Below are 25109 nucleotides of genomic sequence, written 5' to 3'. Positions count from 1 at the left end.
TTAGAAACCCTTTATTTTATTAAGATATAATTTCACACCATGATAAATACAGGAACTAGCTAATGTGACAGTCTTCACAAAAGATTGATTGTTTTTCTAATAAGGTCTGTTTTTAGCTAAAATGGATTGATGAGTATTTCTGATTAGTTTGTGGGAAAAATTAGGGGATCTGCTATTTATCTCGAGATGCGTGAAATTTGATCTTGAGATTAGGAATAATATGATTTTAAATATGATCATTCTTTTTTTTAAATTATGAATCATGTATTACCTATTAAATATTGGAGAAATCTACACAATGCCACTATAAGTCCTGTAAATACCACAATACCATTAATTAAGCTTTAATTTTTAAAAATAAGATTATTCTATTATAATTGTGTGCTCTGAGGAATAATCTCAGTTAACAATAATGTGTTAATAATAATTTTTGCCCATGAGGGGAAATATTTATTACTTAATAAATTAATAATAGTTATAACAAGCATATTAACAGGGTGGGATATATGATGAGAATAAGCATGTCATTACCGAAAAAACTTTTAAACGATTTTGATGAGGTTTTAAAGGATAGAGGATATAATTCAAGGTCTAAAGGTATTAGAGATGCCTTGAAAGATTATATTGTGCGTTATCAATGGATGAAAGAGGTGGAGGGGGACCGGGTGGGAATAGTAGCTGTTATCTACGACCACCACTACACCGGAGTGATGGAAGACCTCACCGACATCCAGCACCAGTTCCGGGACTACATAAACGCCACCATGCACATCCACATGACTGAGAAGAACTGTCTGGAAGTTATAGTAGTTAAAGGAGACGCCCAACAAATCCGAAACCTAACTGAGCAAATCATGAGACTTAAAGGTGTGGAACACGTCAAACTCACCACCACTTCTGGTGGAGAACAATCATAAACCAATGATTATCTAAAAAAAATCTAAAAAAAATTTTCCCCTATTTTATGAAGGGATTTATTAATTTTAGTTTTTAAGCCCATCTGAAGCGCACCCATACAGGGGCCCGGGGTTTACCCTTTACAATTTCATTGGCTTTGATCTCTGCAGGTAAGGGGCGGGTGGTTAAAAGCACATCAACATCATCGGGTAAATCAACATCGATTGCTGCCTTATTTTTTTCTAATAAGTTCAATATTTCCCCTCGACGGTAGTCACTGAAACCTGTGCCCACTTTACCAAAGTACTGGCCATCTTTCTCCAAAATCAGTGCTCCGAATGCTATGCTTCCGGTACTTTTGGTTGCCCCAATTACATTAACATCGACGGTTTCCGATCTTTTGAGTTTCAACCAGTTCCCTGATCGCTTACCCGCTTCATATTTGGAACTGGCATCTTTGAGGATTAACCCTTCATAACCCTCTTTAAGTGCTTTCTCAAAATCTTCTTTTACTGATTCCGTGGTTACTATTTTAAAAGGAATTATCCGAATATGTTCCCCCTGATTTGCAGCATCTAACAACACTTTTTTACGCTGGACCAGTGGTTTACCAGTAAGATCTTCACCTTGAAAGCGGAGAATGTCAAACAGGTTAAGAGTTGCCGGTATTTTCCTTGATAAAAGAGAAATTTTCAGTTTATCTTCAGTGTTACGTCTTAAAAGCTTCCGGAATCCCCCCGGAACCGTGAGCTCCCCGTCTAAAATCCAGTTGTTTCCTTTCACATTTTTTTCAAGATCCATGATGATTTCAGGGAATTTATATGAGCTTTCAATGTGTCTACGGGTCCATAGAGTAATATTATCCCCTTCACGCATTGCTATGATCCTCTCACCATCGAGTTTAGGCTCGCTGATCCAGACACCGGATAAATTCAAATCCCCCTCCATTAATTTGCTGAGCATGGGCTCCCACATTTCCATACAAACGCACCCATTCTATTCTTCCATCATTGCCAACATTTTTTCCAGTTCTTTTTCCAGGGATCTGGTTTCTGGAGGTTTTATCTCAGGTATTATCTCCTCACCAGCAGCTTTTTTCTCAATAAGCTCCATTAACTGCTGATTATATGTTTCAGAATAACTGGTCCAGTCAAAATCAAAGGTCATACTATCTGCCACTTTAACTGCTTTTTCAAGGAGGTCTTCATCAACTTCGGACTGGATGATCTCCACTTCCTCCTGTGATCTTACCTGTTCAAAATAGAGTAACTGCGTTAAGAGAAACCCGTTTTCATGGGATTGTAACATACCTATATATTCGTTGTTGCGTTGAACCCATTTTACCACTGCCACTTTTTCTTTCTTTTCCAGGACTTTCCTGAGCAGGTGGAAACTCTTTCCAGTACCACCTTTTTTGGGATTTTCAGTTCCAAGGTAGTATGGTTTGGAAAGGGAAATTCCAGGTATTTCACTGTACTTGCAGAATCCCGTTATTTCCATGGTCCTGGTGGAGAATGGGTGGAGATTTTTTATCTCCTCATCGGTGAACTGGATGCATTCCCCGGCAATATCTATTGCTTTAACAATTTCATGGGGTTTAAGTTCTTTACCATCCTTTTCACAAACCTTTTTATAATGAACCCTGCCACAGTCTGTTTTATGAACTAGGTGAAACCCTATGTGGAGATTTTCACTTGCAGCGTACAGTCTGATGGGTATAAAAATAGTTCCGAATTTTAAAGAGCCTGACCAGATAGATCTCATAAAATACATCTCCTGGTGTTGTATATGTTATAAAAAGAAGTAATAGTTTGTTATGTAAATTAGTAATAAATTTATTATAAAAAGAAGTAATAGATTCTATTGTAAAAGAAATAGTTCTCTTGTAAAAAGAAATTTTAAGCTAATAAAAGGAGTAAGGAGAAAAGAATATAGGGTTTTCTGTAAAAGTAATTTCAATACTGGGCATGATAGTATCAGAATGGTTTAATACGTCTTTAAGTTAGGATATTTTTTTAATCTTATGATTGTTCTAAGTTTAGTCTCCTTTTTTATTTCAGTTTACGGTTCCGGTCTTTGTTCTGGCCCCCTAATTTATGAGCGTAATCAACGATTTCCATCATGTGCCTGTATTTTAACTCCGGTGTGATGTGAACTACTTTTCTATCGATTTTATGCTTGTATCTTCCATAAAAATTAGTTTTAATCGTTTTGTACTTCTCATCCATGGTTGAAATGTAATAATATGACAGTTCCATGTCTTTTTCTGTGTTGAATAAGTTTTCCATTTCACAAGTGATCTCATCCAGTATTCCCTGGGCCAGGTTTAAATCATTGACACTTATTGATCTTCCTTTTTCACATTTATGGGCATTGATCTGGTAGATTCCGTCCAGGTATTCTGTAAGGTTACTGTGCCATTTCCGAAAATCATTCCCGGAAAAAACCAGCAGGTCTTCCTTTTTCTGGAATAAGTGGGGCTGATAGGTCAGTATATCCCTCCGGTCCACAATACCGTAACTGTATTTCATCTAAACCATCGTTATTACATTACAAACCAGGTAATCTTGATTGTCAATGGATCAATACCTAAAGCTGTTTAAAACCTGCAAAGATATTTAATACAAGCCAGAAAGCTATTTTGACCAGCTAAAACATAAGGATTCCGCGGTGACCACTTCACTTGAAGATTCAGCGACCATTTCGGGTAGATCAGCATCATCATAGATGTAGGTATCCAGATAGGTTTGTAATGGTTTTTTACTGAAAATATTCTCTAAATTCAAATCCATAATGCGGATGCGTTCCATAATTTTAGGCCAAAGCCCAATAACACCCCATTCCTCACTCCGATCCAGACTCATATTCAATCGGGTGATGTGGTCTATCTGCATAGCCATGGACTGGTACATTCTTCTGAACTCTTCTCTGGTTAAAATAATAACTTCTTCATGTTCATTGAATAATTCCGGATGATAAATCTGCACTCTCCGTCCGCAAAGCACTCCCTGACTTACCCTCAAAATTATCACCTCCCTTACTGTGGTGGTGAAGTACTATAACCCCCCCATAAGTCATGGTTATTGGGGTAGAGAGTGTGTATGAGAAGTACAGGTAATAAACCGGACCACTTCACTTAATATTTTAATGGGATTTGTCCCTTACAAATAACAGATTTTACCTTTTTAATAAGAAGATGAGTTAATAATAGAAGAGGAATTGCTTAAAAAAATAAGAGAAGTCACCTTAAAACAAGCCACTCTCCTTCAACTTATCCTCTGTCCATTGAGCCCGTTTATCTACCTTTTCTTTGATGAGTAAGGTTAAAGCAAAACTTACTGCAGGGAATATTGCCAGCATTCCTATGCAGTACCAGAAATTACTCCATAAAACTCCAGCAATCACTTCGCGCATTGCCCCAATGGCATAGGTCAGGGGCAGGTAGGGGTTTATGGCCTGGAAAAATGGTGGTAGAATTTCCACCGGGAAAGTTCCTCCTGTTGCAGTTATCTGAAAAACCAGTATTATGATGGCCATTGCTTTGCCCGCATTCCCGAAAGCAGATGTCAGGGAGTAAACCACAATCATAGCACACAAACCAATATACAATGTGGTCAGAGCAAACAACACTGGGGATGAAACCTGTATTTTCATGAGCAATGCCCCTACTGCAACCACTGCCGACTGTAATATACTGATTATTAAAAATAATCCCATTCTACCCAGATATACAGTTTCAGCACTGTATTGTTTCACAGATTTAACACGGGATTTAACACGCATGGTAATCATAGCCACCGCTATAATACAACCAATCCACAGAGATATGGCAATGTAGAAGGGAGAAAGGGCAGAACCATAATTATCTACCGGATAAACATGTTTTTTATCCAGTTCCACCGGACTTTCAAAGTAACTTTTCACACCATCCTGATCCACATCTGAAAAGGCAATTAACCGATCCAGATCCGCTTCATCCACTGAGTTAAGCTTGGCAGCAGCCGTTTGAATGGAACCTTTAAACTCCGGCCACTTAGAATTAGCTAATCCCAGTTTTGAAGATGCTTCACTGATGGTTTGACTTATGTTATCCCGATTATTTGCCAGTAGGTTAATGGCATTGTCCATCTGGTCAATGGAACTTTTAAGTTGATTTAACTTGCCTGAAGGATCGTTACCGTTTTTGATGTCTGATTCTACCTCTTCCAGGAGGGTGAGCACTGTGCCTGCCTTGGAAATATCATCTTCAACCTGGGCAATGATTGGTTTTAACTGTTCATCCCCGGTTGCATCGTAAAGTGTGGTTAAAATAGCATCAAGATACTTTAAGCCAGTTATCACATTATTAACCACTAATTCCATATCATGAACTGTTACAAGAGCTTTTGAGGGGTCAGTCTGGATGTAATTGTATAATGTATCATATTTTGCTTTAACATAATTGGATTCACTCTGTATCTGGGGTAACTCCCCACTGAATTGTGGCCAGATTCCATTTACAGTGCCCATAACTGAATTAGCCTGGACCAGAGTGGCATCAATATCTCCCAACTTTCCATTCAATTCATTTACCATTGATCTGGTTTTAAGGAACTGTGCCTTGTTCTCCTTGGCCAACTCCCCCACATCACTGAGTTTTCCGAATATGATACCATCAATGGTCTGGACCACTTCATCATTGATTTTGGTCTGGATGGTATCCGCACCAGAATTGGTCATCTTGGGAGCAATGGCATTGAGTTTATCATTGACCAGGTACTCTATGCTGGCCTGCTGGGGGTTGGATGTGTCAATTGATAGTATGGTCTGGCTGAAATTGTCAGGTATTATAAGAGCAGCATAGTAATCCCCATTTTTAACACCATCACGTGCTGTTTCCTCATCAACGAATTGCCAGCTGAACTTTTCATTACTTTTAAGTTCCTCAACCAGCATGTTTCCAATATTGTACTGGGTTCCATTCAAATTGTAACCTGAATCCTCATTGGCCACGGCCACTTTAATATTGGAAGTCAATGCATAGGGATCCCAAGTTGCCTGGATGTTCATCAATGCATAAAGGGAGGGAATGAGGATAATCACCATCAGAACAAATAAAACCACTGGGTTATTTTTAATAGCTTTAATATCATTTTTAAAGATTTCTCTTGCGCCTTTAATCATTAAAATCAATCCTAATAAATTGATAAGGAATAGATAAAATTAATCACAGATAATGAAGATATAATGTCCATTTTCATCCTATAAAAACATTTCCCAGATTATTAATCATGTAAAATTTATTTAATCCAGTATGTTCCCAGGAAACAAAACAAGATAAAACGAAATTTAAGAGAAAACAGAATTAATCAGCTTACTAATCAGAACTTTATAATTAAACATTTAATATAGTTATTTATTAGGAATCTGAGAATTATATTAGGAATCTGAGAATTATATATAAATGAACTTTTCAAGAACATGAGCTCTTTGAAGATACTCCCCAATTATGATTTAACCCCATGAAAAATCATTCAAGTCTGAAGAAGAAAAACGCAGCACGTTACATGGCAAGAATGTTTCTCAGCCTGCTTGCCCAAGGAATAATATTCTTCTCAGCTGCAGGGACCCTTGAAATACCCCGTGCATGGATTTTTTTTATCATGACCTTCTTTTATTATCTTATTTCTACCATAATCCTCTTCAAGATAACCCCCACCCTGGTTAATCAGCGAGGAGGACCTGCATTCGAAGACAACACCCCCACATGGGATAAAATTATTCTTTTAACCTACACTGTACTGGGACTTTACGTACAGATCTTCATTGCTGGATGGGATGTAGGTCAACTGCACTGGTGGCCCCTGGGTATGGAAAGTCTGATTGCAGGGCTTGTTCTATATCTAATCTCAGTTATCCTAATTATGTGGGCTATGGTTAAAAATCCCTTCTTTGAGGCTTCGGCACATATACAGGCGGATCGGGGACAAGAAGTTGTGAAAACAGGCCCTTATAATTTTATTAGACATCCAGGTTATCTTTCAGGAATTTTATGGCATGTTGCAGTACCTCTGATAATAGGATCCTCTTTAGCTCTCTTATTCTCTTTGAGTGTGATAATTCTCCTGTTAATTCGCACATATCTTGAAGATTGCCTCCTCAAGGAGGAACTAGAAGGATATTACCCCTATTCTCAACAGGTGAAATACCGGCTTTTGCCCGGGCTCTGGTAGATAACTCCATAATAATTTTCTAAACCTCTTGCTTAAATTCTAAAACCATATTTAAGGCAGAGTAAGATATAACAAACATAACCCATCTTATATTATTGTTCAATATTAATTGTGGAATTAAAATTTTAATGAATTTACAGATGAGAATTTAGTTAACTACAGATGAAAGAATTTTAGTTAATTACCGATGAAAATAATAAGATATTTTCACAGGAACTCTAATAATTTTATAATACCAAGTGAGTGGTGAATTTTTATGGCTTTTCATGTTATGCTGGTCCCTACCCTAGGCTGCCCTTCAGACTGCGAGTATTGCTGGAGTTCTGAGGAAGGTTCTCCAATAATGAATATTAATATTATCAAAGAGACTGTAAAATGGCTTAAAAATTTCCGAAAAGAACCAGTGACCTTCACATTCCATGGTGGAGAACCACTCCTGGCAGGATATGATTTTTTCGCGGAAGCACTGCCCCTCCTGGCGCATGAGTTAGCCCATCTTAAACCCGCCTTCGCCCTGCAGACTAACCTGTGGACCCTCACCCCAGAAATGGCCCAGCTATTTAAAGATTACAACATACCCCTTGGTTCCAGTCTAGACGGTCCAGAGGAACTTAACGACCTGCAGAGGGGAAAAGGTTACTACCAAAGGACCATGAAGGGATACAAAATTGCTAAAGAGCGTGACTTGCAGGTTAACTTCATCTCCACCTTCACATCATATTCCATCCACTATAAAGAGGATATTTTTAACTTCTTCCTGGAAAATGGTTTGAACCTTAAGTTACACCCCGCACTCCCATCATTGAGGGATGATAACCCTGAAAAATGGGCTTTGTCTCCTGAAGAGTATGGGGAGCTTTTGATATATCTCCTGGATCAGTATCTGGAGCATATGGACCAAATTGAGCTTAAGAACATTGACCACCTATGTAAATGTGTTTTTATCCGCAGAGGAGTGGTCTGTACCTTTGTAGACTGTATGGGTGACACCTTTGCAGTGGGTCCTGATGGGAGCATTTACCCCTGTTACCGTTTCGTGGGAATGCCAGAATACGTGATGGGTAACGTGAAGGATCATCCCAGTATGGAGGATCTTGCCCAATCTGATGCCTGGAAGCTTCTCCATGATTTTAAGGATTATGTGGATTCAGAATGCAAAAGATGTTCCTACATTAAATTCTGTCGGGGAGGATGTCCCTACAATGCTCTTTCCATCAATGAAGAGACTGGTAAAACTGAGATTAGTGGAGTAGACCCCCACTGCACAGCTTATAAGATGATATTCAAGGAAATAACCATGCGAGCCACCAAGGAAATGCTGGGATCCAGTATGGGAATGATTCCCGATGGATCCGGTATGGACCAAAAATCAAAGAAGGGAATAATGTCCATAATGCTTAAACCCTCCTAGTTATTCCCGGATTTTATGATTTAACGATTCAAAACAAATTTATGATCAACAAAAGATTTAATAAAAAATTATTCAATACTTAAACCCATAATGTTTTCATCCCAAATGTTTCATTTTATTAAATACAATTTAAGAATGAATAACCTAAAAAAAAGAGATAAAAAAATATAACGAGATGACCTGATATGAAAAGAAGTACACCAGTAATTATAGGCGTTCTACTTATCTTAGGAGTGGTTGCCTTGGGTTACTTCGCTGAATCCAACTCTGGAAGTAACAATACAACCAACAATAGCAGTTCCAATCAATTCAACCTTCTGAAGAAACCTAATTTAACTGATCAGACACAGACCAGCCCGACAGTTGAAAGCCAATCCTCAAGTACAGATGTAACTACCACCAATGACACTGTGCAAAACAGCACTGAGAACCAAACAACAACTGTTACTCAAACATCTCCAGTTTGAATCGTTAATCATGAAAAACATGCCATCTCACTAGAAACATGGTCATATCAACCTATAAGACATGAAAATTAATCACCCTTACTTGGAGGCAATCATATGAATTTAGGTAAATTAAATGAAAAATGCCCTGAATGTGGTTCAAAAGATAAAACCCTTAACCGACGTTTAGATTCTCAACATCGTGCCTTTGGCACAACCCAGACCCTTGCATGCAGTGACTGTGGTTATGTGTTTAAATCCCGTGAAGATGAAAAGGAATAGGACAAATAAGTAGGAATGCATCCTGCTTATTTGAACCCCTTTTTTAAATACTTTAAATATCCCAATTTATTACTCTCAAAAACTCATTTTTAAATTAAAACCCCTGTTGAATTTTTTTATTAAATTGTTTTATTTTTAAACTGTTTTTAAATTCTAATTTTCATTCTGAATTCAACTAAGCGTTTACCATTAAATGAGTGAATTTATGAAGTTCAATGATGGTTAACTTCGAGCCAGCACATGATGATAAAAACTCCTATGAGGGTGGGTCACATAAATTGTATTTCTAAGAACTTCTTATAATTAACTAATAGAAGGAATGGATAGGGGGATATTTGAATGGAAGTTGAATTCAATTTGGAAAACCTTAATGAATGTCTTTGTGACTGTTGTCCCGTTCAAAATAGATCAAGATGTGCTCTGGATAAAATGAAAATAATGCAGGAAATTGCACAGGAAGATCTGGACTCCAGAATGATGATTGAAGAGGAAAGAATCCCTGCACTGTACTGTGCCAAAGAAAAAGAAGTTTTAAAGGGTTTGGAAACTAACCAGGAATGCCAGTGCGATAAATGTCTGGTGTGGAAAGAGAACAACCTATTTAGTGGTGAACCACCAGGCTACTTCTGCAGGGAAGGAAAGGGCTAGATAAAGAGTAACTGCAGGATTATTTATGGACTGCAGGATTTTTATTGATTGCAGGTTATTTACTGAAACTAATTTATTTAGGAAACTATTTATTAATGAATTACGGGTTTAGTTCAATTGTTGAGATTATCCTCGCATATCCTATTATTTTGTGAAATTTTTAAAGGTCACATTAGTCATTAAAAGGATAAAATCATGATTTAATTGGAGATTCTGTTAATGTAACCAGATATTGTGGGCCTAAGTCCCTGAAACTCTGCAAAAATATAAATATAATGATAATCAGATAATCAAAAGAGTGGATTTGATGATGCGGAAAGATTTGATAATCATACCCATACTCCTGGTTGGAGTAATAGCGGGATCAGTAATGGGAATGGGTTACAGTCCTGCTGAGTTACCGGATGACAACCAGATTACAAATAGTAATATATCCACAAATACATCCACACCAGCCACAGTTGCCAACAATAGCACCCAACAAGCATCAACAACGCAGAAAGCCACAACTACAACCAGTACTCGCAGAACAACAAGCAGTACTTCCAATAACCAACAAACTAATACTCAAACGCAAGAACAAGCCGATAATAATCCTTCAGATGGAACAAGTAATGGTAATGTGACCGTCTAGGTAATAATTGTTTAACTTATTCTTTTAGACTGTTAACTTATTCTTTTAGATTTTAGTCATTTCATACTGAAAAAATTAACCTTTCTAAAATTCAAGATCAGTTAATTACATAATAATTTACATCAAAATTAGGGTATTAATGTTTATTACCCTAAAATTATTCTATGAATTATGAGATTAATTCCTATGAATTATGATATTCTATTTTATCCAAACTATTTGGGATGAGAATATCCAACTTGATTTTTAGTGGGATTTAAACAATCCATTAAAACATCATGCTAAATGGTTTAAAAAAGTAAAACTAATATATAAGAAAGAAAAAGGTTTGATAATAGTTAGGTTTGAGTTAAGTTTGAATATGATTCAATCACTTAATTTTGAAGAATAATGATAAAGGACTGATAATATGATAGTTAAGGAATGGTGCATGTACTGTGGGGAATGTGCTGGTGTATGCCCCCGTAACCTCATTGAAGTACGGGAAATCAGCTTAAATTTCAACGAAAAAGACTGTAAAGACTGCAATATATGTGTCCAGGTGTGTCCAGTGCAGGCCCTGGAAAAACGAGATGATTAGATGATGGAAACTGATATTTTGGTTATAGGTGCCGGTCCTGCCGGTTCAACAGCAGCCAAACACGCTGCCATTAATGGTGCCCGGGTAATTGTAATCGATAAAAAATCAGAGATAGGATCTCCCAAAAGATGTGCAGAGGGTGTCTCCAAGAAAGGTCTTGAAAAACTGGGAATAGAACCATCCCCACGATGGGTGACTAAAGAAGCCACTGGAGTGAGAATGGTCTCACCCAACGGCACTGCCGTGAATCTGACCGAGGAAAAAGTAAACCTCCCTGAAGCAGGTTACATCCTGGAGCGTAAGATCTTCGACAAGCACATGGCCATGGAAGCCGGTCGTGCAGGTGCTAAAATCATGGTTAAAACCCTGGCCACTGGCATGCGAAGGGAAGAAGACCAAGTAGTGGTTAACACGGCGCATATGGACCGGGAATTGGAGATCAAAGCAAAAATTGTAATAGCTGCCGACGGTCCTGAATCACGTGTGGGTAGATGGGCTGGACTTAAAACTGCCCTTAAACCTAAAAATATGGAATCTTGTGCACAATTTGAGATGGCGGGAGTCGATATGGCAGAACCAGACTGCATAGAATTCCACTTCGGCAGTGTAGCCCCAGGAGGTTATGCATGGATATTCCCCAAGGGAGATGACATAGCTAACGTGGGTCTTGGAGTTCTAACCACCATAACCGATAAAAGCGCATACCAACACCTTTTAGAGTTTGTGGAAAGCAACCCTGCCACTCAAAATGCTCAGCCAGTGGAACTCAACATAGGAGGAGATCCGGTGGGTGGATTACTCAAAAAAATGGTTGCAGATAATGTTCTGGTCACTGGAGACGCTGCCAGTATGGTAAACCCACTCACTGGTGGGGGTATAATTAGTGGTATGCTGGGAGGCCGTATAGCAGGCCAGGTCGCTGCCCAGGCTGTGGCTGATGGAGATTACTCCCATGAAAACCTTAAAATATACGAAAAACTCTGCGAAGAAGAACTGGGAGAATCATTCCAAAAATACTTGAAAGCCAAAGAATACCTCCTAAGCCTTTCTGATACAGAATTAGACACCATTGCCGAAGCTTTCAAGGACAGTGACTTTGAAACCATTAACACCAAAGAAATGGTTAGAAAACTGGTTAAAATCTCACCAAAAGCTCTTTTAAAGTTAGGTAAATTATTCTGAGTTTATTTAAAAAGGTTCTGCCCTGTTTTAAGAGATTTAAAGGTTCTTTTTAACCTTTAAACTTTTTCCTACTTTTTTTATAATTATCATCTTTACATTTTCTTCTAAATTTCCAGGCATATTTTATTGTTTTGAAAAATTCTTTCTTTGATTAATATGATTTTCTAGATATGAAAATCAATTACTTAGCTTAAAAATAACACCCAGCTTGAAAATCAATTACTTAGGTGAGTATTATTTACATTACGGATATTTCAATTTACTAAAAAACAATTACCAATATACAGATGATGAAAAATACCATAGCCACCTGGTGGTACAATATATCTGCCAGATGGAACATGGACTCCTTATTTGTAAATAATGATAGATAAAGTGGCACAGCCGCAAGGAAAGATGGTAAAATAGCCACCGCAAATTGTATTAGATTCATGTCCCCAGAGTAAAGCATGTAAAGGAGTACTCCACCCCCCATAATCCCCACCAGACTGGCATCCTTGGACTGTGATTTGTACATGAGATAGGTGCCCATACCTGCCAAGTACATAAACAGATAAACCGAGAGTGGAACCATGAACACGTCTCCCAATAGCACCGCACATGATGCCAGGCGCAGCACTGAATTGGTGGCTGTGCTGAAAAAAGGAGCCAAACTTGTTTCCTTGAGGCGGACGGGTGGAACAGTATATATTAACTGATTAATCAACATCAATGACATTATAAATGTGAAAGCAGGTGGAAAAGCTAGAAATGATATTATGAATACTGCGGAGGTTAAAATCCCCACAAAAAGGAGTATGAACTCTTTATCCACCCTGTTCTGGATAAATGCACGATTCTGTTTTTGACGATCCCTCCGATCCATATCCAAATCTGTCAGGTCATTAAGGGTGTAAAGAGCACCCCAAAGGACCGAAACCATTACCAAACCACCTAAAATCTCCAGAGGATTGTTAATTGGAATATTGGAAAAATAGGCATAGGTAAGTGCCAGTAAAAACATGTTGGCATTTTTAGATGCCCATGTCATACGGGTGGACTTTATCAGGGTTTTTATCATTTAAAACTCCACTTACTATTATATGATAATCATATCTGGGGAATAATCAAACTTAACCACTCATAAACCTGTTTTTATGGCCTGACATATAAAACGGGGCTTATTACCATATTTTTTAATGTAACATTTCACTTCATCACTATTAGTATCACTTAAATGGCTTTTTACTATATTTATGGTTTCCTCTTCTGAGTAAGATATCTCCACCACTTCAAATGGAATTTCCAGTAGTGCCACCGCCAATCTGGAGAGGCATCCCATGTCAGTGAATAAATCCTTCTTCTTACCCCCCATGTTAATTCTCCAGGCAGTCTGCAATACCATATTCACATCCTTAAATTCATTCCGGTGTTTCAAATACCCATAGATACACATTAAATAAAAATTAAATGATTTAAAACCATTATAATCTGTCCACTGACTGAATCCAGCACATTCTTCATTGATAAAATGATAATCATGAAACTGGTCAGCGAATAAAACTGCATCAAATTTTTTTAAACCATCAAATAGACTCTCATGTGATTTGACTCCCAGATCTTTTTTCATGGATTCTATCATCCAATTAAATACATCCTGAGAATTCAAATCCAAAGAAGGAAGCGGTAGTTTGGCCTCATAAAAATTTAAGCCCAACTCCTTCACTGCAGAGTATATGTTGGTGGATTTACCAGTTCCCGGGGCGCCCACCACGTGCACAATACGCCCCCCGTGATCTGGAAGTTTCTGGAAGGTTAAAAGAAGGTTCTGATAGGATCTGGTGACTACAAAAGTCTGGTTTTCCTCCTGATCCTTTACCTTGTATCCATTCATGGTTAACCTCATAAAATTATCATCAAATATATAAAAGTATATTGAACTCATCGGGATATAATAATATGATGATTAAATAAAAAAGAGGTAATGAGCCATGGTTCCAGATTCACCCGGTGAAAAAAAGGGAATAGAAGACACCCCTGAAAACAGGGAAAAATGTCACTGCCACTACTGTCCTAGTTACCCCAAAAACTGTGAAAATAGAACGCTTTACTGTGCTACAGGTTCCAGTGAGTGTAAAATCCCAGTGAACGGTTGTATCTGTAACACCTGCCCCATCTACTACGAGTACCATCTCCAGGACATTTATTACTGCGGCAGAGAAGAGGTAGGGGAGAGCAAAACATTCCTGCGGAAGCAGAATACGGATGAAGATCCTTATTTTTACCAGAAAATGGTTGAAATAAAAGACAAAACCCGGAATATAAGTACTTTGGCCTCCATGGGTTCAACCAAGAAAATACCCTTCACCCTTGATGATCTTCACTTCTTACCTGCTCAAGTTAAGCAAATTCCCCTTAATCAGGAGGATCCGGTGAACACATACGTGACCATCGGCCCTGCATCCCGAAGACCCCTGATTGTTTCATCCCCTATTCTAATTTCGGGAATGAGTTTTGGAGCTGTGTCACGTAATGTGCGCATGGTTGTCTCCCAAACCGCAGCCCAATTGAGTATTGGGTTTAACACCGGAGAAGGAGGAGTTCTGAACGAGGAAAAAGAAACAGGCCTGGAAATGATGATAGTACAGTACTCCACCGGGCGCTTTGGTTTAAATGAAGAACTACTTCGATCAGCTGCTGCTGTGGAGATACGGTTCGGGCAGGGAGCTTACCCGGGTAAAGGCAGTTATCTTCCGGGTGAAAAGATAACCCCGGAAGTAGCAGAGGTGAGGGGTATTGAAAAGGGCCAGGCCGCTTATTCTCCTGCACATCACCCTGACATTACCAGTGTCCGGGAATTGGAAGAAAAAATATCATATTTACGAGAACTCACTAGTGGAGCTCCCATAGGAGCTAAAATTGGGTGTGGTCATGTGGAAGATGACATTGAAATCCTGGCTAATGCCGGAGTTGATTTTATTGCCCTGGATGGATTTGGTGGGGGAACTGGAGCCACTGCCGAATATGCTAGGGACAATACTGGAATTCCCATTGTGGCTGCCCTTCCCCGTGCCCATAAGAAACTGGTAAAAATTGGACTTCGTGACCGGATCAGTCTTATTGGCGGAGGCGGTCTGAGGACATCTGCAGACTTTGCTAAATGCCTTGCTCTAGGTGCAGATGCAGTTTACATTGGCACCGCCGCCCTCATAGCAATGAACTGCCAGCAATATCGTGTCTGCTACAGTGGACTATGCCCCACCGGTGTGACCACCCAGAATCCACAGCTAATGCAACAATTAAATGTTAACGAGGGTGTGGAGAAACTATCCAATTTCCTTAAAATTTCTACAGAAGAAATAAAAAACTTAACCCGGATGGTGGGTAAAGACAATGTTAAACTCATGGATAAGAACGACCTGGTGAGTTTAACCAGGGACCTGGCCATGATCACCGGCGTGGAATGGTTGGATGGTTCCTACTGAATGGTTCCTACAGAATGGTTCCTACAGAATAATTGATTGCGGGAATACATTGAAGAGGACAAATAAATCAATTTAAGGAGACAATTAAGTTTAACTAATGAATTACTAAAATATTGGAAAATAACTGAAATATTGGAAAAATAATTAACTAATATTCAAGGATTATAAAGATTTAGGGAGTAAAATAATGATTAAAGTACTCTGTACCACTGAAACTTCACTTAACCGTCCCGAAGCACGCCGCTGGAGGGAGAGAATGAAACTTTTAGAACCATTGGGGGAAGTAGTGGTAGTCTTACCCTGCAGTATGCGCAAACCATATTCTGCAAGTAAATCTCACCATATATTCACCCAGGCCACCAAGGGATTACAGGAAGCGATTTTAACATCCCCTTTTGGTGTTTGTCCCAGAGAGATGGAACAAACCTACCCCATACAGTCCTATGACGTTTCCACAGTGGGAGACTGGTCCCGGGAAGAAATAAAAGTCACTGGAGAATGCCTTAAGGAATATGTTGGAGACCATGAGGTCATAGCCCATGTAGCTCATGGTTACCTCACAGTTTGCCAGGAATATTTGCCAGAAGCCACTTTTACCTGCCAGGATGGTAGGGCCACATCACCTGAGTCAATGGCCAACCTCAAAAACGAGGTTAAACAATACAGAAAACTCAAAAGTCATGCCCGGCAACTCCACATGCTACGTTCCATAGCCCGTTACCAGTTCAACACCCCGGATGCTGACCATCTGGTGCCCGATGATTACAGACTACGGGGAAGATTTGACCGGAGGTTAATGCAGGGTGAGGAACAAATCGCAGTCTTGCACCACAATAACGGACTTTACAGTCTGAACATTAAGGGCGGAGCCATCCTGAATGATATTGGTGTTAACTGGGTGGAAATCGATTTTGATCTTAAGACCAATACCCTGTTTGCCCCAGGAGTGGTGGATGCCCATCCAGAGATAATTCCCAAGGATGAGGTAGTTATCATTCGAAAAGGAGAAGTTGTAGGCGTGGGAAAAGCCATCATGAATGGTAAAGAGATGAAAAAGGGAGAAAAAGGTGTTGCTGTTCGAGTGAGACATCGGCTGGGTTAGCTTCCCCTAAATTTTTATGATTATAAATAACTATAAATAGCACAAATATGGAAATAAAAGAATACCATTATTTAATGTATATGAAGGTTTTTTCAAGTAATTATACATTATAACCACACTAAAAAGTGTGAAATACAAAAAAATCAATTTTGAGGTATGATTATGAGTGAAGAATTAGTTGGAAAGGTTAGAGAAGCTCTGGCCCAGGTGGCTGATCCCCACATGGGAATCAGCATTGTGGAAATGGGCCTTGTGGCCGATATACAGGTTAATGAAAATGATAAAACTGCCAAGATTGTTATAAAACCCACCAACCCTGGTTGTATGAGTGCTGCCAACATGGCTATGCAGGCTCGTGTGGCTGCTGAGAAAGTGGAAGGCATTGAAAAGGCAGAAATCCAGGTTGAAGGTCATATGATGGCTGATGCCATCAGTGAAATGGTCAACAAATAATTTTATAAGTTTTCAAATTTTACACTCCAGATGGAGTGTTAAAATCCAGGGAGCGGATGTGTAGTCGAGTTCCAGAATGTACTTCTCACCATAACCCGCCACCCCTGTAAATTTTTATTTACCTGATCTTTTATTTACCTGATCGGAAACTGAAAATATAGTTACTGTCCTAGTAAAGATGCTGCAATTTGTGTTGAATCAATAAATCACCCTATGAAGACTTGAGGAATATCTTAAAACTTTGATGAACTATATTAAAAGAACTATTGTAATACTAATCCAGAAAACTGCAGCCACAAAGGTATATATAGGATGAATTCTAAATCATGAATCTACCCCTGCAGTTTTTGAATTTGTTCATGAAATTTAGGTTATAAAAGCTGTTACTAATATTTAAGGGGCCCGTGGCTCAGGCGGTAGAGCGCACGGCTGATAACCGTGAGGTCCTGGGTTCGAATCCCAGCGGGCCCATTATTACTCATTTTCAATGTTTTATTTGATTTATATTAGATTTTTAGATATTTTAATTAAAAACAAACACTTATTTTATTGTTTTTGCCCTTTGATTTTTGATATCATATTATATCGAAATGTAATACTAAAATGCTTTTCAAAAAATTTATATGCTGAGTTTAGGATACTATATAGCTGGAGCAATGGTAAATTTGGTAATTAATTACCTCATTTTTTTTACCCTTTTTACCATTTTCTTCCTTTTATTTTAATTTATACAGTATTTTAAAAGGTTTTCCTCAATTTTAGTCCATTTAATCTATCTAACTGTTATTTAACCACCGTAACTAGCCACTGAAGATAGCAGGTTAAGAGCACTGAATGGAATTTTAAAACTATTGCCTGTGGATTTAAAAACATTTAAATAAACCATAACATAACTGGATTAATAGGTAATAATCAGTATAAAGGTGTTTTAATGTGGAACTTAATTGGTTTTGGACTGGTAGTCCTAATAATTGTAATATTCTTTGTAATAATCATTGCAATCTACAACAGTTTAATTAAACTTCAAAACGGGGTTGAAGGTGCCTGGTCACAGATAAATGTGCAACTAGAGCGAAGATCTGACTTGATTGATAATCTAGTGGAAACTGTGAAAGGTTACGCTGCACATGAAAAAACCACCTTCCAGGAGGTTGCTCGGGCACGTTCAAACTTGAACGATGCACAGACTGTTAAAGAGAATGAAAAGGCAGATAATATGCTAACCGGTACTTTAAAAAGCTTGTTTGCAGTAGCAGAGAATTATCCTGAGCTAAAGGCAGATGAAAATTTCCTGGAACTGCAGGATCAGCTATCTGAAACAGAGGATAAAATCGCCCAGTACCGTGAATTTTATAATGAAATTGTACTGACCTACAACAACAAACGTGAAGTCTTCCCCAACAATATGCTGGCTAATTTCTTCAACTTTCCCGAAGCAGAATACTTTGAACATGGTAAAGATGCAGAAGAAGTGCCTCAGGTTGATTTTTAGTAATTAAAAATTTTTATAATTACTTTTTTTAAGGAATTACCTTTTTAAGAAATTAACAATACTCCAATAAATTCATCTTATTCAATCCGATTTCATCTATACAATCTAACTGGGTAATATATTGGGATAGTATTTAGTTTATCACCTCAGCAGCAGTGATTATATTGCTGGGATGATTAACCAGACTTAAGCTGGTAATAACCTCCACACGAATAACATGCCATGTAAACCAAATTAGACAAGTCCCCAGAATCCATAAATCAGTTCAATATATGGATCAATTCCTGAGGACATGTATCCTAGAGGATATGTTTTATTATTTTTATTTATCTCTTATGTATTCATCTTGTATTTTTACCCATAATTTTTTAGGTATTATTTAAGTTGAACCAGTCCCCGTACAAATTAAAAATAAGACCTATAAAAGGACTAAAAATAACTGAAAGAAGTGAAAAGAACTAAAAAACTAAAATTAAACTAAAAAAATAAAAATAAAAAAATATGTGATTAATTTTCAACCTGTCTTATCAGACGGTTGCACTCTGTGACCACCTTTTTCTTACCAAAAGCCTGACTTATCCTGCGCACCGCCTCCAGCATCCGGATAAGTGAGTCCAGCCAGCTGAATATATCCCCCGCATAGGCGTGGATTTCATAATCACGCATTAACTTCCGGCTTATATCAACCGGGTCCCGTTTTGCAAGGCGCTGCTTAATCATTTTCCTGGATAATTCCCTCTGGAAACAGCCACAGAAGGGTCTTTCCTTACACCGGCAGGTGTAAAAATCCATTTGAAGTCTTGTCAACCGTTCCCTGAGGCTGGGTTCCAGTTTATTAATGGCAGATCCAGAACTCAAGATATCCAGAGTGCTGTCTGCAAATAATCGGGTGGACATGTTTATTTTGAGAATGCGACCTACCTGGGTGGTTATCCTGTTGGAGAGATATGCGCTTTCAAAGGGTTCCAGTTTAAGGGCTATATCCATGGGATGTATCCGGTCCAGGCTCTTCCGGATATAATCGGCACAGGGATAATCCAAAAAGGACATGGAAACTGCCCGCCCATAAGATGTGGGTGATACTTTACCATCCTTTTCCCTTACCAGACCATAATCCACCATTATATTGAAAGCTTCTTCAAATTCCAGGGGTAACTCATCATTTTGGTATTCCTGACTTATCTGGGAAAATTTATCCACCCTTCCTGCACAGATATCAGCCAGGAACTGTTCAACCTGACTGTCCTCTGAATAAGTTACATTAACTGGTTCCACATCACTGGATAAGAGTTCCATGGCCTGCATTTCCTCAGTTTCATCCCCATAACTCCGACCAATCTCCGGTAAAAGGTACACCTTTCCCTGATCATGATATGTGGGCCTTCCTGCCCGGCCCAGCATCTGGGAAAACTCATTGGGATTGAGTCTTTTATTTCCCATGGTCAAACTTTCAAAAAGTACTTGGGAAGCTGGGAAATCCACTCCTGCTGCTAGCGCTGCTGTGGTGACCACTGCTCCCAGTTTCTGCTCCCCGAATTCTTTTTCGATCCGATTCTTTTTAGAGTAGGATAACCCAGCATGGTATGCTGCTGCCTTAACACCCCTCCTGGTCAGATAATCGGATACAGTATGGGTCTTCCGGCGTGAATTGGTGAAAATGATACTCTGTCCATGGTACCCCTTTCGAGATCGGTTCTGGTATTCATTGCGGGCGAGTTGAGTCAGGAGATGGTTTTTTTCCTCCTCAGTTCTGGTGAATATCAGGTGTCGCTCCAGGGGAACCGGACGCAGGGGATACTCAACCAGTTTCATGCCAAATTCAGCTGCAATTTCCTTGGGGTTTTTGACAGTGGCTGAAAGTCCGATTACTTGTAAATTAGGGAATAGGACCCTCAGGCGGTGTATGAGTCCCCGGAGTCGGGGTCCTCTTTCATCATCTCCCAGCATGTGGATCTCATCCACCACCACTGTTTTAAGATCACCCAGCTGGGATGATCTTCCAGCACGAAGAAGGAAATCCAGACCTTCATATGTTCCCACCACAATATCTGAAGCATCTATCTTTTCATCAGGGAGAGTCAGTTCTTCCTTGGCTTTTATCCGGCTCATCCCCACCCTTATGGAAACATTTAACCCCAGTTTCTGGTATCTTTTCTTGAAATCCCTGTACTTCTGATTGGCTAATGCCACCAGAGGAGTTAGAAAAAGGAATTTCCCACCTTCAAGGGCGTGGGGTATGCCTGCCAACTCTCCAATCAGTGTTTTTCCACTGGCAGTGGCTGATACCACCAGTAGGTTCTCCTCTTCCAGGAGTCCTGCCTGAAGTGCCAGCACCTGAACAGGTAAGAGATGAGTTCCCTGGCTTTTTAAGGATTGTTTGAATGCTTCCGGGATTTTCAAGGTGTCAATTCTGACTTTAGAGAGATTATCATCTTTTTTGGTGGTTACCTTATCGTATAATGTGAGTTCTTGATTTTTAAGGGGGTCGAATCGTGGATCGAAGACACTCAGTACTTTTGAAAGGTCACCGGTCTCATCCAGCATCTTTCTGAACCGGGGAAATGTGCTCATATCATATGAACGAGATTTCAACTCTCGTTTTATCTCATTTTCTGCGCATAGTCTGCAGAGATTGTCTCCATGATAAAAGTAAGATTTTTCTCTTCTGATCAGGGTTATAAAACCTTCAAATGTGCAGTGCCTGCATATAAGTGTGTGATTGTATGTTATATTTAATGACTGGAGGAATTCTTCCGTGTCGGGGTCGGCACCTACCAGGAACACGTTTTGTTTTCGCAGGACCTTAACTGCTTCGCTGGGAGGTAGAATGACCTCCTTATCCTTCTTGACTATGAACTTGTGGATCTTTAGCTGATCATCCACCCTGCGAAACTTGATATAACCATGAAATAAGGGTTTTCTCCGGTCATTCAAAGCCCCCTTAGAACTTCCAATGGGAAAAAGTTCCACAATCTTCTTTTTACGTCTTAAGATTATCATTTTACCATTACTTGTATTAAAAATCCGTTTATCATTTTAGTTGTATTTTTTAGAATACAAGCCAATATATTTCATCAATAATTGCTTTATTCAATTTAAACGGCATTATTCTAGATTTATATCTAGTACCATCTATCTATTTTTATATATTTCATTAAAATTAAAAACATGCTTACTGAAACTTTATAAAACTAATTTATATTTTTTCGATGGCAAATTGATTTAAACGATATCTACATATTGGATAAACGTGAATCTGGGGATTATTGGGTAATTAAATTGGAAAAAATGTGCTATTAAATGATTTGGAGATAATTTGAATTAAGATGATAGTTTTACTTGATTAAGATGATATTTACTTTATTAAGGTAATGTTTACTTGATTAAGGTGATAGTTTTATCTTTTCCATGGTTTCTACCCGTTCTTCATGGTATTCCACCACGTTGATCTCATCTATGGTGCCCTTTATTTCCATATTGGAATAGTTGATCTGATCAACCAGTTCTTTGCAGGTCCATTGTTCTATGGAGTTGCCAATACCAATATGGGGGATGAATGGGAGGTCCATGCGGAGTTCATCAGCCAGTTTCCCTGAGTAAAAGTTATCGTGGAGTTTGATTATCTGGCTGTAACCCTCATCTGGCACCAGGAACACATGCCAGTATGGAGTGAATGCATCCTTTTCCATAACTGCACATCTTAAAGCAAATTCTATTCTACTATGATCTGCTGCTCTTCTTTTAATTTCCTCAATGAATGTTTCCGGTCTCTGGTTGAATACAGGGAATACCAGGGTGAAATGGGGCTCCACTACACCATGGTAAAGCTCGTCATTTTCTTCCCTGAATTCCTGAATCCACTGATAATCCTCATCACTAATTTTAGGATAAGCTATGGCTAATAATGACATTTATCTGGTCTCCACAATCTAAAATGATCTTATAACAAGTGCATTATCTTTTGAGATATTTCTTTAATTTATGATGAAATTTAGGGGGTTAACAATGAATTCAGAAACTTGAAAATAACAATTCTATCTCCCCTCATGAAGGAAATTCCATAAAGAGGGTTTTCCCTAAATGGAATCCTCTTCTTTTATCAGTTTCTCCTTTAAAAGTTTTTCTGCCTGTTCCTTTAGAATGAATTTCTGTATTTTTCCACTGGCAGTTAGTGGGAATTCATCCACAAAGAAAACATGTTTTGGCACCTTGAAACGGGCGATCTTGGTTACAGCGTAGTCCCGGACATCTTCCTCGGTAAGTTCAGCATTTTCTTCCAGGATAATGCAGGCTCCTACAATTTCCCCGTACTTCTCATCTGCGATTCCCACCACCTGGACGTCAAGTACTCCAGGCATGGTGTAGAGGAATTCCTCTATTTCACGGGGGTAGATGTTTTCCCCTCCACGGATGATCATGTCCTTGATACGGCCCACTATGGAGTAGTATCCTTCTTCATCCACAGTTGCCAGGTCCCCACTGTGGAGCCATCCATCTTCATCTATGACTTCCCTGGTTTTTTCTGGCATTTTATAGTAGCCTTTCATCACATTGTACCCTCTACAGCATATTTCACCGGTCTGGTGGGGTTTCAGGGTTTTGCCGGTTTCAGGGTCCACGATTTTAACCTCACAATCTGGTAATGGCTTACCCACTGTTTCCACTCTCTTCTCCAGGGGGTCGTCCACACTGGTCTGGGTGAATCCGGGGGAGCCTTCGGTCAGGCCGTAGACACTGGTGATCTCGGTCATGTTCATGTCATTGACCACCTTTTTCATGGCTTCAATGGGTGGGGTGGAGCCTGCCATGATACCAGTACGCAGACTGGAAAGATCGAACATTTCAAACATGGGGTGACTGTACTCGGCAATGAACATGGTTGGCACTCCGTAGAGAGCTGTGCATCGTTCTTTTTGAACAGCTGCCAGTACCATCAGGGGATCAAATAGTTCCACCACCACAAAGGTGGCTCCGTGGGTGAAGATGGCCATAACTCCCAGTACAATACCAAAACAGTGGAAAAGTGGTACAGTTAAGCATAATCTGTCTTTTTCTGTGAATTTCTGTCTTTCACCAATGTAGTATCCGTTGTTGAGGATGTTACGGTGGGTTAACATCACTCCCTTGGGGAATCCTGTGGTTCCGGAGGTGTACTGCATGTTAACCACCTCATCATTGGTAACTGATGATTTTATCCTCTGGAATTCTTCTTCATCTCCATGTCTTCCAAGTAGAAGGATTTCATTGGTGTTGTACATTCCCCGGTGCTTTTCCTGACCAACATAGATTACACTGTCTAAGAATGGGAATTTTTCACTGTTGAGTTTACCCCTTTCCTGGGTTTTCAACTCAGGGAGTAGTTCATAGACTGTTTGAATGTAATCAACATCCTGATACCCGTCAATAATTGCAAGGGCCTTCATATCGGACTGTTCAAGTACATATGCCAGTTCATGGCTTTTGTAAGCGGTGTTAACTGTAACCAGAACCACTCCGATCTTGGAGGTGGCGAACATTATGGTAAGCCAGTCTGGCACGTTTTTGGCCCAGATACCTAAGTGGTCTCCTTTTTTTATTCCAATTTCCAGAAGACCTTTGGCCAGGAGGTTGACCCTTTCGTCAAATTCCTTGTAGGTGAAACGAAGATTTCTGTCGGGGTAGACCATGAATTCCTGGTTGGGATCCTTTTTTACCATTTCTTCCAGGAAGTCACCAATAGTAAGCTCACTAAAAACCATTTTAAAAACTCCAATGTGGTTATGTTCTAATTTTAAGTAGGGGATGTTTATTTAATCCTATTTATAGTTCTATTTATTTCAAATTCCAGTGTATCTTCCCAATTCCCGAGGGATCATTTAAATTTCCCTTGGATTGAGTATGATTGTTGGATTTTATTTCCCTGAATAGTCATCCAGATGTTCTTCAAGTTTTTCCCTTACATCATCTGGTATTGGTCTTGATTTCTGCTGTATGAAGTCGTAGTTCACCAGGACCGCTGTTCCTTTTGCTTTGAGGTGTCCTGATTGCCATGCTTCGTGGTAGGTGGTGTAGGAACTGTTACCAATTCTGATGATGCTGGTTTTTATGTCCACATCATCGTTGTAGTACATCTGTCCCAGGAATTCAAAATCGGTTTTAACCATTATCAATTTCCATTTCTCGTAGCTTAGGTCGAGGTCCGGGGTGAATAATCTGTAAATCTTGTTTCTTGCCAGTTCAAACCATTCAGCAAGTACTATGTTGTTTATGTGTCTTAAACCGTCTGAGTCTCCAAATCGGGGTGTTACTGTAATAGTGTACATATAT

The 25109-nt window shown here is 39.2% G+C and carries 24 protein-coding genes and 1 tRNA gene; 14 read left to right on the top strand and 11 right to left on the bottom strand.

Going from position 1 to position 25109, the window contains the following annotated elements; all coding sequences use genetic code 11:
* Window positions 1-506: 506 nt before the first annotated feature.
* Window positions 507-917 (top strand): nickel-responsive transcriptional regulator NikR, encoded by a 411-nt coding sequence (nikR, locus tag HY987_RS03225; RefSeq protein ID WP_292755573.1) that lies wholly within the window; start codon window positions 507-509, stop codon window positions 915-917.
* A 73-nt stretch (window positions 918-990) separates the two neighbouring features.
* Here the strand turns inward: nikR and HY987_RS03220 are convergent, their stop codons facing one another.
* From HY987_RS03220 to HY987_RS03200, 5 genes are all read right to left on the bottom strand, one after another.
* The gene (locus HY987_RS03220; protein WP_292755571.1) at window positions 991-1878 is read right to left on the bottom strand and encodes an ATP-dependent DNA ligase; all 888 of its coding nucleotides are present in this window, start codon (window positions 1876-1878) and stop codon (window positions 991-993) included.
* A gap of 15 nt (window positions 1879-1893) precedes the next feature.
* Window positions 1894-2661 (bottom strand): Ku protein, encoded by a 768-nt coding sequence (locus HY987_RS03215; protein WP_292755569.1) that lies wholly within the window; start codon window positions 2659-2661, stop codon window positions 1894-1896.
* 287 nt (window positions 2662-2948) lie between these two features.
* Window positions 2949-3428, bottom strand: a complete 480-nt coding sequence (locus HY987_RS03210; protein WP_292755567.1) for a hypothetical protein — start codon at window positions 3426-3428, stop codon at window positions 2949-2951.
* 105 nt (window positions 3429-3533) lie between these two features.
* On the bottom strand, window positions 3534-3929 hold the full coding sequence (locus HY987_RS03205) for a hypothetical protein (RefSeq protein WP_292755565.1): 396 nt from the start codon (window positions 3927-3929) through the stop codon (window positions 3534-3536).
* Between the two features lie 214 nt (window positions 3930-4143).
* A complete protein-coding gene (locus HY987_RS03200) occupies window positions 4144-6060 on the bottom strand; it encodes a YhgE/Pip domain-containing protein (RefSeq protein ID WP_292755563.1) in 1917 nt (638 codons plus the stop codon).
* Window positions 6061-6398: 338 nt separating this feature from the next.
* Here HY987_RS03200 and HY987_RS03195 point away from each other — a divergent pair, with 338 nt between their 5' ends.
* From HY987_RS03195 to HY987_RS03160, 8 genes are all read left to right on the top strand, one after another.
* Entirely contained in the window at window positions 6399-7109 is a 711-nt protein-coding gene (locus tag HY987_RS03195) for an isoprenylcysteine carboxylmethyltransferase family protein (RefSeq protein ID WP_292755561.1), read from the top strand.
* 256 nt (window positions 7110-7365) lie between these two features.
* The gene (locus tag HY987_RS03190) at window positions 7366-8520 is read left to right on the top strand and encodes a TIGR04083 family peptide-modifying radical SAM enzyme (protein WP_292755559.1); all 1155 of its coding nucleotides are present in this window, start codon (window positions 7366-7368) and stop codon (window positions 8518-8520) included.
* 185 nt (window positions 8521-8705) lie between these two features.
* Complete coding sequence (locus HY987_RS03185; protein WP_292755557.1) at window positions 8706-8987, top strand: hypothetical protein; 282 nt, start codon at window positions 8706-8708, stop codon at window positions 8985-8987.
* A 96-nt stretch (window positions 8988-9083) separates the two neighbouring features.
* On the top strand, window positions 9084-9248 hold the full coding sequence (locus tag HY987_RS03180) for a TIGR04165 family Cys-rich peptide (protein ID WP_292755555.1): 165 nt from the start codon (window positions 9084-9086) through the stop codon (window positions 9246-9248).
* Between the two features lie 339 nt (window positions 9249-9587).
* The gene (locus HY987_RS03175) at window positions 9588-9896 is read left to right on the top strand and encodes a DUF2769 domain-containing protein (RefSeq protein WP_292755553.1); all 309 of its coding nucleotides are present in this window, start codon (window positions 9588-9590) and stop codon (window positions 9894-9896) included.
* A gap of 307 nt (window positions 9897-10203) precedes the next feature.
* Entirely contained in the window at window positions 10204-10530 is a 327-nt protein-coding gene (locus HY987_RS03170; protein ID WP_292755551.1) for a hypothetical protein, read from the top strand.
* A gap of 409 nt (window positions 10531-10939) precedes the next feature.
* Window positions 10940-11110, top strand: a complete 171-nt coding sequence (locus tag HY987_RS03165; protein ID WP_292755549.1) for a 4Fe-4S binding protein — start codon at window positions 10940-10942, stop codon at window positions 11108-11110.
* Window positions 11111-12292 (top strand): NAD(P)/FAD-dependent oxidoreductase, encoded by a 1182-nt coding sequence (locus HY987_RS03160; protein WP_292755547.1) that lies wholly within the window; start codon window positions 11111-11113, stop codon window positions 12290-12292.
* Between the two features lie 262 nt (window positions 12293-12554).
* On the opposite strand, the gene HY987_RS03155 is transcribed toward HY987_RS03160, so the two are convergent.
* Together HY987_RS03155 and HY987_RS03150 are read right to left on the bottom strand one after the other, a co-directional pair.
* On the bottom strand, window positions 12555-13352 hold the full coding sequence (locus HY987_RS03155) for a UbiA family prenyltransferase (RefSeq protein WP_292755546.1): 798 nt from the start codon (window positions 13350-13352) through the stop codon (window positions 12555-12557).
* A 60-nt stretch (window positions 13353-13412) separates the two neighbouring features.
* On the bottom strand, window positions 13413-14165 hold the full coding sequence (locus HY987_RS03150) for a hypothetical protein (protein WP_292755544.1): 753 nt from the start codon (window positions 14163-14165) through the stop codon (window positions 13413-13415).
* Between the two features lie 97 nt (window positions 14166-14262).
* Here HY987_RS03150 and HY987_RS03145 point away from each other — a divergent pair, with 97 nt between their 5' ends.
* The 5 genes from HY987_RS03145 (at window position 14263) to HY987_RS03125 (ending at window position 18803) form a co-directional block, all read left to right on the top strand.
* Window positions 14263-15756, top strand: coding sequence for a glutamate synthase-related protein (locus HY987_RS03145; RefSeq protein WP_292755542.1), 1494 nt, complete (start codon window positions 14263-14265; stop codon window positions 15754-15756).
* Between the two features lie 190 nt (window positions 15757-15946).
* Entirely contained in the window at window positions 15947-16858 is a 912-nt protein-coding gene (locus HY987_RS03140; protein WP_292755777.1) for a DUF5591 domain-containing protein, read from the top strand.
* A 162-nt stretch (window positions 16859-17020) separates the two neighbouring features.
* Window positions 17021-17311: a metal-sulfur cluster assembly factor gene (locus HY987_RS03135; protein ID WP_292755540.1), complete on the top strand. Its 291-nt coding sequence runs from the start codon at window positions 17021-17023 to the stop codon at window positions 17309-17311.
* A 398-nt stretch (window positions 17312-17709) separates the two neighbouring features.
* Window positions 17710-17782, top strand: a tRNA-Ile gene (locus tag HY987_RS03130).
* 460 nt (window positions 17783-18242) lie between these two features.
* Window positions 18243-18803, top strand: coding sequence for a LemA family protein (locus HY987_RS03125; protein ID WP_292755538.1), 561 nt, complete (start codon window positions 18243-18245; stop codon window positions 18801-18803).
* A gap of 507 nt (window positions 18804-19310) precedes the next feature.
* Here the strand turns inward: HY987_RS03125 and HY987_RS03120 are convergent.
* The 4 genes from HY987_RS03120 to HY987_RS03105 all read right to left on the bottom strand — a co-directional run bounded on the left by HY987_RS03120 (window position 19311) and on the right by HY987_RS03105 (window position 25105).
* Window positions 19311-21803 carry a DEAD/DEAH box helicase gene (locus tag HY987_RS03120; RefSeq protein ID WP_292755536.1) on the bottom strand — a complete coding sequence of 831 codons (2493 nt, stop codon included), beginning with the start codon at window positions 21801-21803 and terminating at the stop codon, window positions 19311-19313.
* A gap of 383 nt (window positions 21804-22186) precedes the next feature.
* Window positions 22187-22714, bottom strand: a complete 528-nt coding sequence (locus HY987_RS03115) for a 2'-5' RNA ligase family protein (protein ID WP_292755534.1) — start codon at window positions 22712-22714, stop codon at window positions 22187-22189.
* 165 nt (window positions 22715-22879) lie between these two features.
* A complete protein-coding gene (locus HY987_RS03110) occupies window positions 22880-24541 on the bottom strand; it encodes an AMP-binding protein (RefSeq protein WP_292755532.1) in 1662 nt (553 codons plus the stop codon).
* Between the two features lie 153 nt (window positions 24542-24694).
* A complete protein-coding gene (locus tag HY987_RS03105) occupies window positions 24695-25105 on the bottom strand; it encodes a thioesterase family protein (protein WP_292755531.1) in 411 nt (136 codons plus the stop codon).
* Window positions 25106-25109 lie beyond the last annotated feature (4 nt).

The organism is Methanobacterium sp. (assembly GCF_016217785.1).
Taxonomy (GTDB): domain Archaea; phylum Methanobacteriota; class Methanobacteria; order Methanobacteriales; family Methanobacteriaceae; genus Methanobacterium.
This window is presented reverse-complemented; position numbering and strand designations above follow the sequence as displayed.

Coding starts and splice junctions, on each gene's coding strand:
- HY987_RS03120 (WP_292755536.1), bottom strand. CDS start 21,803: ATGATAATCTTAAGACGTAAAAAGAAGATTGTGGAACTTTTTCCCATT.
- HY987_RS03165 (WP_292755549.1), top strand. CDS start 10,940: ATGATAGTTAAGGAATGGTGCATGTACTGTGGGGAATGTGCTGGTGTA.
- HY987_RS03220 (WP_292755571.1), bottom strand. CDS start 1,878: ATGGAAATGTGGGAGCCCATGCTCAGCAAATTAATGGAGGGGGATTTG.
- HY987_RS03185 (WP_292755557.1), top strand. CDS start 8,706: ATGAAAAGAAGTACACCAGTAATTATAGGCGTTCTACTTATCTTAGGA.
- HY987_RS03150 (WP_292755544.1), bottom strand. CDS start 14,165: ATGAATGGATACAAGGTAAAGGATCAGGAGGAAAACCAGACTTTTGTA.
- HY987_RS03135 (WP_292755540.1), top strand. CDS start 17,021: ATGAGTGAAGAATTAGTTGGAAAGGTTAGAGAAGCTCTGGCCCAGGTG.
- nikR (WP_292755573.1), top strand. CDS start 507: ATGATGAGAATAAGCATGTCATTACCGAAAAAACTTTTAAACGATTTT.
- HY987_RS03105 (WP_292755531.1), bottom strand. CDS start 25,105: ATGTACACTATTACAGTAACACCCCGATTTGGAGACTCAGACGGTTTA.
- HY987_RS03210 (WP_292755567.1), bottom strand. CDS start 3,428: ATGAAATACAGTTACGGTATTGTGGACCGGAGGGATATACTGACCTAT.
- HY987_RS03195 (WP_292755561.1), top strand. CDS start 6,399: ATGAAAAATCATTCAAGTCTGAAGAAGAAAAACGCAGCACGTTACATG.
- HY987_RS03160 (WP_292755547.1), top strand. CDS start 11,111: ATGATGGAAACTGATATTTTGGTTATAGGTGCCGGTCCTGCCGGTTCA.
- HY987_RS03115 (WP_292755534.1), bottom strand. CDS start 22,714: ATGTCATTATTAGCCATAGCTTATCCTAAAATTAGTGATGAGGATTAT.
- HY987_RS03145 (WP_292755542.1), top strand. CDS start 14,263: ATGGTTCCAGATTCACCCGGTGAAAAAAAGGGAATAGAAGACACCCCT.
- HY987_RS03155 (WP_292755546.1), bottom strand. CDS start 13,352: ATGATAAAAACCCTGATAAAGTCCACCCGTATGACATGGGCATCTAAA.
- HY987_RS03110 (WP_292755532.1), bottom strand. CDS start 24,541: ATGGTTTTTAGTGAGCTTACTATTGGTGACTTCCTGGAAGAAATGGTA.
- HY987_RS03190 (WP_292755559.1), top strand. CDS start 7,366: ATGGCTTTTCATGTTATGCTGGTCCCTACCCTAGGCTGCCCTTCAGAC.
- HY987_RS03175 (WP_292755553.1), top strand. CDS start 9,588: ATGGAAGTTGAATTCAATTTGGAAAACCTTAATGAATGTCTTTGTGAC.
- HY987_RS03200 (WP_292755563.1), bottom strand. CDS start 6,060: ATGATTAAAGGCGCAAGAGAAATCTTTAAAAATGATATTAAAGCTATT.
- HY987_RS03170 (WP_292755551.1), top strand. CDS start 10,204: ATGATGCGGAAAGATTTGATAATCATACCCATACTCCTGGTTGGAGTA.
- HY987_RS03215 (WP_292755569.1), bottom strand. CDS start 2,661: ATGAGATCTATCTGGTCAGGCTCTTTAAAATTCGGAACTATTTTTATA.
- HY987_RS03180 (WP_292755555.1), top strand. CDS start 9,084: ATGAATTTAGGTAAATTAAATGAAAAATGCCCTGAATGTGGTTCAAAA.
- HY987_RS03125 (WP_292755538.1), top strand. CDS start 18,243: ATGTGGAACTTAATTGGTTTTGGACTGGTAGTCCTAATAATTGTAATA.